We start from the raw sequence: 12,849 nt of genomic DNA on the forward strand, positions 1-12,849 counted from the left end.
CCGCACGAATCGTGTCTCCTACCGCACGAATCGTAATATACTGTCGTTTAAATCATTTTTGGGGTTAATTGCAAAATCACTTTCCTCCTTTTGTAATCGAGTTTCTAAAATTTACCTAGTCTTTTTCTTCTTGTTTCCTATCAACCCAAGAATCTGTAACAATTGCACCTTATTTCAACTATATTTGTTATTATAGCGTAAAATTTTTGTAGGAAAAAATAAATAAAGAATAAGAGAACACCAAACTTTGTGTTAAGATTAAGTCATCACACAAAACAAAACATAAAGGAAGGTGTTCTCTTATGATTAAAAGTATACAACATTTTGAAGAGGTTGGCATTAGAAATCTTGAAAAAGAAGTAGAAAAATTTTTGAAGAATCCAAAGGATATGGCTTCCTTTGTCTATGGAATTCAAGACAACATAATTAAGCTTGGTCTGGATATTATTAAAGAAACACTAGAAAGCTGTGATGAAACGCTAAGGAATAGTGGAAAGAGGAAAAAGGATTGGCAAATCGTAAAGAAGGATGAAAAAACTCTTATCACATCATTAGGAAAGGTCTGTTTTGAGAAAACCTTATTTAAGAATAAGGTAACTGGGGAAAGGGGCTATCTCTTAGATCGGATATTAGGTATTGAAGGGCATGAAAGATTAACTGAGGATGCAGAAGCAAAAATGCTTGAAGAATCAGTTGAAACATCCTATCGTAAGGCAGGTCAGGCAATCAGTATAAGTGAAATTGTAAGCAAGCAGACGGTGAAGAATAAAATTCATAGCCTTGAGTTTCAAAACGAATATAAAGATTTACCTAATAAGAAAAAAGTAAAATACTTGTACATAGACGCAGATGAAGATCATATATCCTTACAATTCCGGGAACGGAAAGGGGATCTTGTGAAAAATGATAATCATGTGAAGAATAACTGCATAATAACCAAAATCGTCTATGTATATGAGGGAATAGAAAAAGAAGGTCCGAAAAGTAAACGAAATCGGCTTATAAATCCTTACTACTTTTGTGGCACATACTCTGGAGAAGATAATAGTAAACTTTGGGATGAGGTGTATGACTATATACGTTGTAACTACGATATAGACAGCATCGAGAAAATATATCTAAATGGAGATGGAGGAGGGTGGATAAAAGCAGGAAAAAGAAGACTGGCCGGACTTACCTATGTTCTGGATGAATTTCATTTAAACAAGTATATGATACGAGCCACATCACATTTACTGGATTCAGCTGAAGAAGCACGTCAGGAAATGTTTAAAACGATGAGAAGTGGGACGAAGAGAGAATTCGAAAAAGTGATAGAAAAGATTTTGAAGGTTACAGACGGAGAAGCAACCATAAAGAGAGTCAAAGAGAGTAAAGAATATATTCTCTCTAATTGGTCTGCAGTGAAAGTTCGTTTAGAAGAAAAAGAAGGTATAGTGGGATGTAGTGCAGAAGGCCATGTCAGTCATGTGCTGTCCTCAAGGATGAGTTCAAGACCAATGGGATGGAGTAGGATGGGTGTAGATAAGATGGCACATTTAAGAGCGTATTATTATAATGGTGGAGATATGCTGGAATTGGTAAGAAAACAGAGGAGGCAGACAAAGGCTGCAGGAGCTGAAGAAAATGATATAATAAGCTGTGAGGAGGTTCTTCGTTCTGAGAAGAATAAACGTAATGAACTGGGTAAGTATATGGAAAGTATAAGCCATAGTGTGAGTGCTGATGTAAGGAAATATGCATGGTTTAACGCCCATATATGGGGCTTGTAAAAGAATATATAAAAAGGTATAGTATAGGTGTGAATTCTAAAACACATCTTTGGTGAACTTCGCCTCTCTATTTCCTACAGTATAGTTACGCAATCATTTGTTATTCGCATTATTGATGCGATTGTCGCTTTATGTTAGAATATGCTTAAAGTCTGACATAAACGGAGGCGATCAATATGCATATAGCTGTTTGCGACGATAATTTGGATGAACTTTCCCGTATCTCCTCTTTATTGGAGGATTACTACCGGGAGGTGGACAGCTCAGTTACATACGAAGCCTTTCACAATGCTACTGATCTTATAGAGACTATGAAAACCAGACAATTTGATCTATTACTTTTGGACATCCTTATGCCCGGAGTGACAGGAATGGATGCTGCGAAAGAAATTCGCAATACAGGCAGCGAAATTCCAATTATTTTCCTTACCTCATCCCGTGAGTATGCAGTGGAGAGTTATCGTGTCGGTGCTACAGATTATATATTGAAACCGGCATGCAAGGACGAAATATTTCCTTCTATTAGCAAACAGCTTGCCAGGTTTACGCAAGAAGATATGTATCTGACACTGAAGACAGGAAGCGGCATTGTAAAGTTGCCATTTTCACAAATTATATATGTGGAAGTTATCAACCGCTCCGTACAATTTGTTCTGACAAAAGGCGAAGTGCGAGAAGCATATGGTTACCTTGCCGATTATGAAAGTGACCTGTTGTCATACTCCTATTTTCTTAAGCCTCACCGATCTTATATCGTGAACCTTCGCCAGGTCACTGAGCTGAATAAGAAGGGTTTTGTTACTACCATCGGTAAAACGGTGCCTGTGGCAAGGGATGCCTTTCCCAATGCAAAAGCAGTATATATGAAGTATTTGCTATCACCAAGTGAGCGGAGGACTATATTATGATGGATACTATTATTGTTTTATTCCGTTCCGGTATTGTTTTGGTGTTTGGTGTAGCGGTATCTATTTTATTTGCCGGTGTACAACGTTCACGGAAAGGTAATCTGGCAATCATTATATTCTATACATTTATACTTTTAATTCAGATATTATGCTGGCAGGCGCTGGGCTTACAGACCACAATGAAGCTGTACCCCTTTATTACTCACTTGCCGTCAATTATGTTTATTGCCCTATATTTCAAACGCCCATGGTCGATTTCATTCAGCAGTGTGCTGACAGCATATCTTTGCTGTCAGATACCCAAGTGGATCGGTTCGTTATCTGTTGCAATTTTCGGAAATCGTTATGCAGACCATATAGCTTACCTTATTGCTATGTGTGTCGTATATTATTTTCTGAATAAATATGTGGCTGACTCAGTAATACGGCTAGTAGAGCGATCAACACGCTCCTGCCTGCTTTTTGGTGCAGTGCCTCTTTTGTACTATTTGTTCGATTATGCCACTACCATTTATACAAATCTGTTGTATACTGGTGCTCGTGAAGCAGTGCAATTTGCTCCTTCTGTAATATGTACCTTCTACTTAGTATTTGTGCTTCTATACACCAATGAATTTCAAAAGCAGAGCATAGCACAGCGAGAGAGGGACATTCTTATTTCCCAGCTACAGCAGTCACAATTGGAATTGGACATCATGCGTCAGATGCAAAACAATACCATAATCTATCGTCATGATATGCGTCACCATCTGTCACTGATTGGTGGCTTTGCTGCCGAAGGTGATCTTCAGAAAATCAAAGATTATCTTGCCAGTACAGTAGCTGATATTGATTCATTAACTCCAGTACGTTATTGCGAGAACGAAACTGTTAATTTAATTTTGTCCAGCTTTGTAACAAGAGCGAAAAGGTACCGTGTTCTTCTACAGACTGATGTCAAACTACCGAGGGAACTAGGAGTGAATGACACGGAGCTATGTGCTCTACTCTCCAATGCGCTGGAAAACGCCATTGCAGCTGCTGCCCAGCTGGAGGATGAGAAGCTTCGCAAAGTTTATTTTCATGCGATTATCAACGGTGATAAATTGGTAATTTCCACGGAAAACGCTTATGTGGGAGAAATTCATATAGATGGTGAACTACCTATGTCATCAAAAAAAGAAGCCGGACATGGCTTCGGAATCAAGAGTATAGTTGCTATAGTGGAGCGTTACGGAGGATTATATTCCTTTGAGACGGAGGGCGGGGTATTCATCATGCAGATTATGATACCTCTGGGTAAGGAGAAACATGGCGTATAATATAATGGGCCTGATTGGTTTTAGTCTATTACATATAAATGGAGAAACATATAATTGAAGCAAGCTTCTGAAGTACTAAAGAATTATCAATATAGATACTTAGTAAAAAGGGGCTGTTGCATAATACATTTGCAGGGAATATGACTTACCATAATGCACTGTCGGAAGAGCAGATTGCTGTATTTTGTGTGAATCATGCGATTATTTATATTTGCATGAGACATACAAAATCAGCAATATGTTCTTCCGTCTGTGTGTGAGGTAAGTCATATTCCCTGCATGTATATTGTGCAACAGCCCCTTTTTGTATTATTACTGTCTTACTCTAATATATATTCTTCCTACTTCAATGCCCTGCTCATCCAAAGCAGTTATGTAAGTTAATCCTTCATTTACAGCGGTGACCTTTCCTTTATTGGATACAGTCGCTATTGTAGGATCATCAGCTACCCAGGTTACCTTATCCGCATTTGCCAAGTCTCCTACCGTCAGCCTGCAGGTTTCTCCTATATGCAGGTCTACAGATAACTGTAATTCAAGATCTACTACCAATACATTAATTCTATCCGTATAGGAACCATCGGCATTAACGCATGTTATCGTAGTGTTTCCTGGCTTTAATGCTTTCACTTTTCCATTTGCATCTACTGTTGCTATTGCCTCATCAGAAGAAGTCCATTCTAATTCAGTATTATCCTCTAAATCATCTGATACGCTTAGTTGTTTCTCTTCTTTTACTTCGAGAACTAGTTTTAATACTTTCTCTGGTGCTACATATAATGGTGTAGCAGCTACTTCATTTGAACGGCGGCTCTCTCCATCTTTTCCGACTGCTTTAACAACATAATAATATGTCGTACCATTCGTTAACCCCTTATCAATAAACGTAATTGCTGAACCGGATACGCCTGATACTGATTTAATGAATTCTTCCTCTCCTGATACTGTCGATCTCATTATATTATAGCTTGTAGCGCCCTCTACAGCATTCCATGATAATTTAGCTTGTGAATCACCTGCAATTACACTAAGGTTAGTCGGAGCATCCAAAGGGTATATTGTTTCCATCATTTCTAATTCATTAATGGATGCTCGGTTTTCACTGTTTTGCGTTGCTGTTATATTAATTCTATACCTTTTAAAATATGTTTCGTTGTTAAAAGTATACGCCCTTTTTTCTCCATTAGCCCAGGCTGGTTCATTCGTATGCTTATCTAGTATAACCCATTTACCAGTCTCTAAACTCAAACCTTCAAATGTCCAGTTCTTAGGTGCTCTTCCATGTGCGCAATATCCTGCTACTGTAATTACATATTTTGTAATGCATTTTTTTTCTGAAAATTCATATGACAACCAACCATAATTATCAACATTTGATACCCATGCAGTGTGATTAGAATTACTTGAAGTTGATAAAACGCGATCAAATGCATGCCAATGATATTCAACACCATCATAAGAATCAGCACTGACTTTGCCGCTTGGCGAAGTAGCGCTTGTCATTTTGGGTATTAGATTTTCAGTATATTTTACTTCAGCAGCAAAACTTTTAGTACTAACTAAAATAATACTAGCTATAAATACTGCAAATCCAATAAAGTTTTTAATTTTTCTCATGTATAATTACCATCCTTTCCTATTATTTCCCATAATATCTCATTTTGTAATTTTTTTCAATATATTTGCAGTATTTAGTCACAAAGTACCAGGTAGATTAAAAAGCAATTTATAGAATGTGATAAAAATATCGGCCACCATACTCTGACATATGGTAGCCGATAGAGGTTCACTTATTATGTTTCTATGATTGTATTTAACCGCATAATAGTAAAATGCGTGTGATTATCATTTTGGAATATGCATTATTAATCGATAGTCTCTACATCAACAGGGATCCACATTTTGGGATTATAATTAAGTGTATATTTATACTTTGAGACATTGTTAATATCTAAGTCTTCTACTACGTATGTAACATTATCGCTTAATCCAATAAAATGCTTTTTATAATTTCCATTCTCGTCCTCCACAATAATTTCTAGCTGATTGTCTGCTGTATCCGCTGTTATGGACATTTTCCCTGTCATCTGAAATAAGACATCACCCTCAATACAATTAATAACCGTAATCTGTCTTACAACATTGAAATTATCTGCTTGTTGTGATAGGTTATGCGAAACTCTATCAGCTTCACTTTCACATCCTGTTAAGAATAAAGTAGCAATTAATGCAATCAATAAAATTCCCTTTTTCATATTATACTCTCCTTCATAAATTGTTGTATTGTTACTTATGAGATTATCAGTGATACACATGTTCTGTCAATATGCATTATCTTTGAATCTCTTCCTGTATCTTACCAACTAATATATACATATCTCAATATTCGTCTTGTACAATTACCTTACTGGCTTATAATGTGCTTAATTTGAACACTAATAGCAAAAAAGTAGCATATACTTTTATGAGGTGATAAACATGAGCGAATGTGAACTCGTTGCTTTTATTTCCACTGCTGCCTGCGCTCTAGCAAAATGCTGTTCAACTGAGGAGTTAACCATACTATCTGCCGCATTTGTCCAATTAGGTGATACACTCGCAACCATACTAACCGTGAGAGAACTAAGCGATAACAATCCAGATATTAATGCTAATAATGATAATATTGGTTATCCAAAGGACAACGTTGTTCGCTAGTTCATCCTATGTACTTCGGTTGGAGAAAAAATTGTATGCTCTGGCCGGAGTGCTTATGGTGTATTCAATGATTGCCTATCACTCTTTGACCTTTATATACTCTATCAGATGAAGAAATTCACGATAAAGTTGAAGCTGATATGACTCAACTCGAAGAAGAGATGAATGAGTAATAAACGAGACGAAGATGTGGACAAAAGTCAGTAAAATTAATATTTAACTAAGGCTTTCAATGATAAAACATCATAGGAAGCCTTTTATTATATAAAAAGCCTTTTTTAAGAGATTTCTCCTTTGCGAACCCTGAGTAAAATAATATTTATCTGTTATCATATTCACGTTATATCCCTAAGCATTAAACTATTTCGAGTAAAATGCATAATTATTTAATTTAAGTTGCCTTTCTCATTTATTTCTTTCATGTATCCTGCAGTTATAATACCAGATGGTAATGCAACAAATGCAATTCCTAATACAGATGATACCATGCTTACAATTCTTCCTATTGTTGTAACTGGGTAAATATCACCGTAACCGACAGTTGTTAATGCAGTCGTAGCCCAATAAACAGCGTCAAAAAAGGTATTAAAGCTATCTGGTTCAACAGAAAACATTACTAAAGCAGAAACTATAATATAGCCTAATGCCATAAAGCAGACTGAAGTTAATGCAGTTTTTTCCTTATTCAACACATTTATTATAATTTGAAAACTTCTGGAGTACCTTAGTAGTCTTAATATTCGTAAAGTCTTAAACAAACGGAGTAACTTAAATAGTCTAAATCCATAACTCATAACTCATAACGGTAATTGATGGCAGTATAGATAAGATATCTATCACAGCAAAAAAAGAAAATGGATACGCAATAAATGCTCTTCTCTTAAAACCTGGTTTCTTAAAATCATATATGATCCACCTAAAACAGTAATCCATAATAAATATACCTACACTTACTTTATCAATTACATTTAGCAATGCTGTTTGTGTCTTGAAACATATCGGAATGATACTAACAACAATAATGAACATCATGAAATAGTTATATATCTTGGTAACAATATCATTGTCTTTAGTTTCTTCAAGTACGTCATATAACTTCTTTCTAAGTTTAATCATATGAACTTCTTCTCCTAAATATAAAGCTAAAACTCCCGTTAATCATGATTAAGCTAATATTAATCATACTTTCTAATATTGTGTATTATACCATATAACAGCAAATAGTACATATATTTTACAAATGATGTAATATTTCTATATATACTATTACCATTATGTCATTAGGAACATTTATAAGATCATTCTTCTTTTGCAGAGTTTGTAATTTTATGTTTATTATGATATACTTATATTGTTCAAAATTTACCATTAGGAGGGTATATCATGAAACGTATAAAGAAACTTATTTTTATCGCTATTGTTTCTATTTCACTATTACCCTTATCGCCAATTTCTTTACCAACGCAAAATACTCCTGTCACAGTTGAAGCCAGTACGAAAAAATCAACCACTGTTTATGTGACTCGTACCGGAAAAAAATATCATAAGAAAAAGTGCGGTAACGGTAAATACTACAAGTCTACTCTAAAAGAAGCAAAAAAAGCTGGTCTTACTGCATGTAAAAAATGTTATAAGTAGTATTTGGTTACATATACTATTACTTTCGAGAAATATTATATAAAGGCGCCTTTTGAAGTATATACTTCGGGCGCCTTTTGACAATGTTTATTAATTACTATCTATTTTTTATCTGCCACTACTATCGCATCATACCCTAAGGTTATTAATCTATTTTTGGTATCATTCGCAAGTTCACGATTACTATACGCTCCAACCTGGACACGATAAATTACTTTCTCAGTCTTCTCTGGAACATATGTTATTCCAAAAAACTTACATATTCCCCTGCAGGTTGCTTCTGCATCTGTCTTCTGGAATTCTGGATCAAGCATCGTCTTTGCTTCGACCAGATTATCCATAAAGCCTGATTCCGTTATAATGGCAGGCATATTCGTATATCGAAGTATCGCTATATTATTTCCAGATTGCTGTATATCTGTTTTTACTCCCCGATCGGTACGACTGTGGGCTTTAACCAACTCTGCTTGCACCATTTTTGCCAGTTCCTTTGTCATAGCAGATGCATACTGTGATATGATAGTTTCAATACCGTTTTGCTTACCCCATTTACCATTAAAAGCATTATAATGCTTAGATACAAATGCATTAGCCTTAGCGTTATTTGCTTTTGTGTAGCGATCTTTCAGCGACACGTCGGCAGTACCTGGACTAACATTGATGGTATCGAATCCGCAACGTTTCAGAGCTGTTATAAGATATTCCGCTGCGGGTTTATTAAATTCCTTCTCATGAATAATATCTCCCTTTTTCTTGTTAAACCATGCTTCTGGAATTGCCGGTGTTCGCTTACCAGCGGTTTGCATTCCATGTCCAGAATCTACTGCAATAAGATATTTTGCCATTATTATTCACCGTCCTAATTCTTCTTTCAAACTTTGATACCAAAGTGAAAATACAACTCACCAGTGTTTTATTTTGCTGAAATTGTCTAACTTACTTCGATTTTATTAGCTAATCAAATATTTCTCACAAATGTACTTTCACGCATACATGAAAAAACCCACCCTTACATAATTATAGTATTAAAAAAGGAGCCATTTGGCTCCACGGTTACGGTGCTAATGATGCGATTATTATTTACATATCAATGTAAAGGGAAATACCAAGCCCCATTAACGATCCTCAAGATTTAATGCATTCGCTAGCACTAAACATTATTCTATCCGACAATTCATGTCATTGAAAAAATTAGAATCTGAGATGGCTTTATTACTCCCATTGTCTCAAATATATATCTTATACAATTAAAATATATATACCATAATTCTCTTTTCTTAAGTATTAACCGCTCCATTTGATGTAAGAAATTTCATCGGATGGGTAAATTGAAATTAATTTCATACGGATGGGTAAATTGAAATTAATTTCTTGACTTATATCTCTTACTGTGTTATAGTTACATAGTATTTTAAATAAAGAATTGATTTCACATATTTTTGTAGATCATTTTTTGATTTACAGAGGTATGTGTTTTTTATTTATTTGAGTATAATAAATTTAAGGAGGTATCTTTCATGAATAAAGGTACTGTAAAATGGTTTAATGCACAAAAGGGTTTTGGTTTTATTTCTGATGAACAAGGTAATGACATATTCGTACATTTCTCCGGACTTGCTATGGATGGATATAAGTCTATCGATGAAGGTCAGGCTGTGACATTTGAAGTAACAAAGGGTGCTCGTGGAATGCAGGCAGTCAATGTTAACATTGCTTAAATAGCCATATTAGAGGCGTGTCGCATATGCGACACGCCTTTTTTATATGTCTTTAATACATTATTTTCGGGGCAGTAGGATGTTGAACAAAGCCTTGCAAGCAAGGCTTCTGAAGAATACGCTCTGCGTATTCTTCTCTGTCTTCTTCATCGATACACTACCCCTGATCAAAAAAAGGTCCACACTTTCGTGTGAACCTTTTTTCATGACCAGGGGCAGTAGGATTTGAACCCACGACCTGCGGTTTTGGAGACCGTTATTCTACCAGCTGAACTATACCCCTATTTATGTCGCCTATTTATAGTACTATGAATTGTGTAAATTGTCAATATAATTTTGCATTTTTCATGTTATCATTTGTGAGTAGTTTTTACCATCGATATCTGATGTCTTTATATTTCAGCAAGTACCATTTCTGCACAGGCAACAGCAGAATCCACGCTCTTGCTGACATGATCTACGGCGTCCTTTAACTCGTCTTCGATCTCCTTCTGTGACACGACTTCCAGTTCCAGATTATGAGATACTTCGCTGATTGACTTGGCTACATTATGAAGGTTGCGGATAATCTCCTCTATCTCATTAATGAATTCAATTGTCTTCTCCACACTCTTCTCATTCTGATTCTGCGAAATCTCCTCACTATAATTTTGCAGCTTACTAGAAAGTTGATTTCCTTCCTTAGCCAAATCTAAGATTCTGTCCGATACATTCAATAAGTCAAATGAATTCTTCTCCAACAATCTCTGGGATATTTCCCATTGATCAAGGATATCTGCAATGTCCATCAAGCTTTCCTGTGCTGTAGAAAGTAACAGCAATCTTTCGTTAACCATATCTTTCATTTTTATCCCCCTAATGATATAACAATATTGCATTTATCTACGGTTCATCAATATGCCTAGTACTTCCTGTATGTTTTTGACACCTATTAACTTTATTCCAGCCTTTTTTATATGGTCTTTATTCGCTTGTGGTAAAATACATATTTCAAAGCCCATTTTGGCTGCTTCTGCTACCCTTTGCTCCGCCATATTTACTGCTCTGATTTCACCTGTTAGTCCCACCTCACCAAACAGAACCGTTTTATTATCCAAAGCTATATTCTTACTGCTTGATAATAGAGCAGTTACAATAGCCAAATCCAAAGCAGGTTCTGTGATTCTCATTCCGCCTGCTACGTTAACATAAGCGTCACAGTCTGACATCTGAATTCCTTCTCGCTTCTCCAATACTGCCATCAACAGATTGACTCGGTTATAATCTGTACCAGCTGCAGTTCTTCTCGGCATATTGAAGTTTGTCCGGCAAACCAAAGCCTGAACCTCCACTAGAATTGGTCTAGAGCCCTCCATGGATGCTGCCACAATAGAACCAGGCTCTCCCTCCGGTCTGCCTTTCAACATGAATTCCGAGGGGTTTTTCACCTCTACCAGACCTGAGTTCTGCATCTCGAATACACCAATTTCATTGGTGGATCCAAAACGGTTCTTTACAGCACGAAGCACCCGGTAAGCTGCATAATTATCGCCTTCAAAATACAGCACGGTATCTACCATATGCTCCAAAACTCTGGGTCCTGCTACAACCCCCTCTTTCGTTACATGTCCAATGATAAATATTGTTATTCCGGAGCCTTTTGCAATACGCATCAAAGCTCCTGTCGCCTCCCGTACCTGACTTACACTACCTGGAGCTGCAGTTACGTCTTCCCGAAACATCGTCTGTATTGAGTCAATGACCACGATATCCGGCCGACATTTACTTATTACATCATCTATCAGATCTAGATCTGTTTCACAAAGGAGCAACAGCTCGCCGTTTATTACGCCGAGCCTTTCTGCTCTCATTTTTATCTGGCTTAAGGATTCTTCTCCTGATATATATAATACTTTTTTATTGCGAAGTACAATTTCTCGGCACATCTGCAACAAAAGTGTCGACTTACCGATACCAGGATCGCCTCCAACTAAAACCAAGCTCCCCTGAACAATTCCTCCACCCAGTACACGATCCAGTTCCTCCATTCCTGAAGTAAGCCTGATCTCTGCTTCTGTCTTAATGTTGGAGATTAATTCAGGTTCACGAAATTGCCTGACACCTGCTGGTTTACTGCTCTTCTTTATGACCGGTTCTTCAGTAAAGGTATCCCATTCCTTACATCCCGGACACTGACCTAACCACTTCGCTGATTCATAGCCACATTCTTTACAGAAAAACACAGTCTTGCTTTTTGCCATTTTACAGCTTAACCACCTTTATCTTTTCCTTCGTATCTTCCCCTAACTCAAGGCTAAATACAAGCTTGCCTCCTAAATTAGTCTTCATTCTACCTAGAAGATCATCATTGTTATAAATCTCATATTCTTTTTCCGGCTCCAGTTCTAATGTAATCTGTGCCGTATCATTCCCTGTAACCTCAAAGCTTAATACGTCATCCTTACTGTCTAGATGAAATACCGTAGTACCTGGTACCGACTCATAGACAAACATACCGTTTTTCTCAAGCTTTGTAATCTCCTGAAAGGTTTTAACCTTATACAGGTCGCCTTGATATTCAAAATCAGATACTTTCGACTTTGAACTCAATTTGTAATTACCAAAGCTTATTGTCCCATTGCTTTCTTTGCGTATTAACTCTTCCACTACTGCCATTATATGATCCTCCTAATTGTATTTATATGTCATCTTGACAGATATTTTAATGGAACATTTTCTTTTATTATATACGATATTTCAAGTTATTTCCACTATTTTCTATCAAAGAAAATTATTATTCTCTAATTTATCGTCACAGTTCACCTTTGTCCGGATA

14 protein-coding genes and 1 tRNA gene are annotated in these 12,849 nt (G+C 36.4%); 6 read left to right on the forward strand and 9 right to left on the reverse strand.

Annotated features, from left to right (window positions below; genetic code table 11):
- The first annotated feature begins 302 nt into the window (after positions 1-302).
- The 3 genes from H0486_RS14795 to H0486_RS14805 all read left to right on the forward strand — a co-directional run bounded on the left by H0486_RS14795 (position 303) and on the right by H0486_RS14805 (position 3,981).
- The gene (locus H0486_RS14795; protein WP_228351287.1) at positions 303-1,772 is read left to right on the forward strand and encodes an ISLre2 family transposase; all 1,470 of its coding nucleotides are present in this window, start codon (positions 303-305) and stop codon (positions 1,770-1,772) included.
- A 176-nt stretch (positions 1,773-1,948) separates the two neighbouring features.
- The gene (locus H0486_RS14800) at positions 1,949-2,680 is read left to right on the forward strand and encodes a LytR/AlgR family response regulator transcription factor (RefSeq protein ID WP_228353728.1); all 732 of its coding nucleotides are present in this window, start codon (positions 1,949-1,951) and stop codon (positions 2,678-2,680) included.
- Positions 2,677-3,981 (forward strand): sensor histidine kinase, encoded by a 1,305-nt coding sequence (locus H0486_RS14805; protein WP_228353729.1) that lies wholly within the window; start codon positions 2,677-2,679, stop codon positions 3,979-3,981. Before H0486_RS14800 ends, H0486_RS14805 begins: the two co-directional genes overlap by 4 nt.
- A 312-nt stretch (positions 3,982-4,293) precedes the next feature.
- On the opposite strand, the gene H0486_RS14810 is transcribed toward H0486_RS14805, so the two are convergent.
- Together H0486_RS14810 and H0486_RS14815 are read right to left on the reverse strand one after the other, a co-directional pair.
- Positions 4,294-5,598: an Ig-like domain-containing protein gene (locus tag H0486_RS14810; RefSeq protein WP_228353730.1), complete on the reverse strand. Its 1,305-nt coding sequence runs from the start codon at positions 5,596-5,598 to the stop codon at positions 4,294-4,296.
- Between the two features lie 248 nt (positions 5,599-5,846).
- Positions 5,847-6,236 carry a beta-sandwich lipoprotein gene (locus H0486_RS14815; RefSeq protein WP_228353731.1) on the reverse strand — a complete coding sequence of 130 codons (390 nt, stop codon included), beginning with the start codon at positions 6,234-6,236 and terminating at the stop codon, positions 5,847-5,849.
- Positions 6,237-6,459: 223 nt separating this feature from the next.
- Between H0486_RS14815 and H0486_RS14820 the strand changes: the two genes are divergently transcribed.
- Positions 6,460-6,678, forward strand: a complete 219-nt coding sequence (locus H0486_RS14820) for a DUF6774 domain-containing protein (protein WP_228353732.1) — start codon at positions 6,460-6,462, stop codon at positions 6,676-6,678.
- A 386-nt stretch (positions 6,679-7,064) separates the two neighbouring features.
- Here H0486_RS14820 and H0486_RS14825 read toward each other — a convergent pair whose 3' ends face one another.
- Positions 7,065-7,472: a potassium channel family protein gene (locus tag H0486_RS14825; RefSeq protein WP_228353733.1), complete on the reverse strand. Its 408-nt coding sequence runs from the start codon at positions 7,470-7,472 to the stop codon at positions 7,065-7,067.
- A complete protein-coding gene (locus H0486_RS14830; RefSeq protein WP_228353734.1) occupies positions 7,456-7,794 on the reverse strand; it encodes an ion transporter in 339 nt (112 codons plus the stop codon). Before H0486_RS14830 ends, H0486_RS14825 begins: the two co-directional genes overlap by 17 nt.
- A 267-nt stretch (positions 7,795-8,061) precedes the next feature.
- Between H0486_RS14830 and H0486_RS14835 the strand changes: the two genes are divergently transcribed.
- A complete protein-coding gene (locus H0486_RS14835) occupies positions 8,062-8,316 on the forward strand; it encodes a hypothetical protein (protein WP_228353735.1) in 255 nt (84 codons plus the stop codon).
- 101 nt (positions 8,317-8,417) lie between these two features.
- Here H0486_RS14835 and H0486_RS14840 read toward each other — a convergent pair whose 3' ends face one another.
- Positions 8,418-9,161, reverse strand: a complete 744-nt coding sequence (locus H0486_RS14840) for an N-acetylmuramoyl-L-alanine amidase (RefSeq protein ID WP_228353736.1) — start codon at positions 9,159-9,161, stop codon at positions 8,418-8,420.
- A gap of 672 nt (positions 9,162-9,833) precedes the next feature.
- Here H0486_RS14840 and H0486_RS14845 point away from each other — a divergent pair.
- A complete protein-coding gene (locus tag H0486_RS14845) occupies positions 9,834-10,034 on the forward strand; it encodes a cold-shock protein (RefSeq protein ID WP_228353737.1) in 201 nt (66 codons plus the stop codon).
- Between the two features lie 210 nt (positions 10,035-10,244).
- On the opposite strand, the gene H0486_RS14850 is transcribed toward H0486_RS14845, so the two are convergent.
- From H0486_RS14850 to H0486_RS14865, 4 genes are all read right to left on the reverse strand, one after another.
- A tRNA-Trp gene (locus H0486_RS14850) sits at positions 10,245-10,317 on the reverse strand.
- A 109-nt stretch (positions 10,318-10,426) separates the two neighbouring features.
- Entirely contained in the window at positions 10,427-10,879 is a 453-nt protein-coding gene (locus tag H0486_RS14855) for a hypothetical protein (protein ID WP_228353738.1), read from the reverse strand.
- A gap of 33 nt (positions 10,880-10,912) precedes the next feature.
- Positions 10,913-12,274 carry a DNA repair protein RadA gene (gene radA / locus H0486_RS14860; RefSeq protein ID WP_228353739.1) on the reverse strand — a complete coding sequence of 454 codons (1,362 nt, stop codon included), beginning with the start codon at positions 12,272-12,274 and terminating at the stop codon, positions 10,913-10,915.
- A 1-nt stretch (position 12,275) separates the two neighbouring features.
- Positions 12,276-12,689 (reverse strand): endosialidase, encoded by a 414-nt coding sequence (locus H0486_RS14865; RefSeq protein WP_228353740.1) that lies wholly within the window; start codon positions 12,687-12,689, stop codon positions 12,276-12,278.
- Positions 12,690-12,849: the final 160 nt, after the last annotated feature.

The sequence above is a fragment of the Variimorphobacter saccharofermentans genome, from assembly GCF_014174405.1.
Classification (GTDB): Bacteria; Bacillota; Clostridia; order Lachnospirales; family Lachnospiraceae; genus Mobilitalea; species Mobilitalea saccharofermentans.

Coding starts and splice junctions, on each gene's coding strand:
- H0486_RS14795 (WP_228351287.1), top strand. CDS start 303: ATGATTAAAAGTATACAACATTTTGAAGAGGTTGGCATTAGAAATCTT.
- H0486_RS14800 (WP_228353728.1), top strand. CDS start 1,949: ATGCATATAGCTGTTTGCGACGATAATTTGGATGAACTTTCCCGTATC.
- H0486_RS14805 (WP_228353729.1), top strand. CDS start 2,677: ATGATGGATACTATTATTGTTTTATTCCGTTCCGGTATTGTTTTGGTG.
- H0486_RS14810 (WP_228353730.1), bottom strand. CDS start 5,598: ATGAGAAAAATTAAAAACTTTATTGGATTTGCAGTATTTATAGCTAGT.
- H0486_RS14815 (WP_228353731.1), bottom strand. CDS start 6,236: ATGAAAAAGGGAATTTTATTGATTGCATTAATTGCTACTTTATTCTTA.
- H0486_RS14820 (WP_228353732.1), top strand. CDS start 6,460: ATGAGCGAATGTGAACTCGTTGCTTTTATTTCCACTGCTGCCTGCGCT.
- H0486_RS14825 (WP_228353733.1), bottom strand. CDS start 7,472: ATGAGTTATGGATTTAGACTATTTAAGTTACTCCGTTTGTTTAAGACT.
- H0486_RS14830 (WP_228353734.1), bottom strand. CDS start 7,794: ATGATTAAACTTAGAAAGAAGTTATATGACGTACTTGAAGAAACTAAA.
- H0486_RS14835 (WP_228353735.1), top strand. CDS start 8,062: ATGAAACGTATAAAGAAACTTATTTTTATCGCTATTGTTTCTATTTCA.
- H0486_RS14840 (WP_228353736.1), bottom strand. CDS start 9,161: ATGGCAAAATATCTTATTGCAGTAGATTCTGGACATGGAATGCAAACC.
- H0486_RS14845 (WP_228353737.1), top strand. CDS start 9,834: ATGAATAAAGGTACTGTAAAATGGTTTAATGCACAAAAGGGTTTTGGT.
- H0486_RS14855 (WP_228353738.1), bottom strand. CDS start 10,879: ATGAAAGATATGGTTAACGAAAGATTGCTGTTACTTTCTACAGCACAG.
- radA (WP_228353739.1), bottom strand. CDS start 12,274: ATGGCAAAAAGCAAGACTGTGTTTTTCTGTAAAGAATGTGGCTATGAA.
- H0486_RS14865 (WP_228353740.1), bottom strand. CDS start 12,689: ATGGCAGTAGTGGAAGAGTTAATACGCAAAGAAAGCAATGGGACAATA.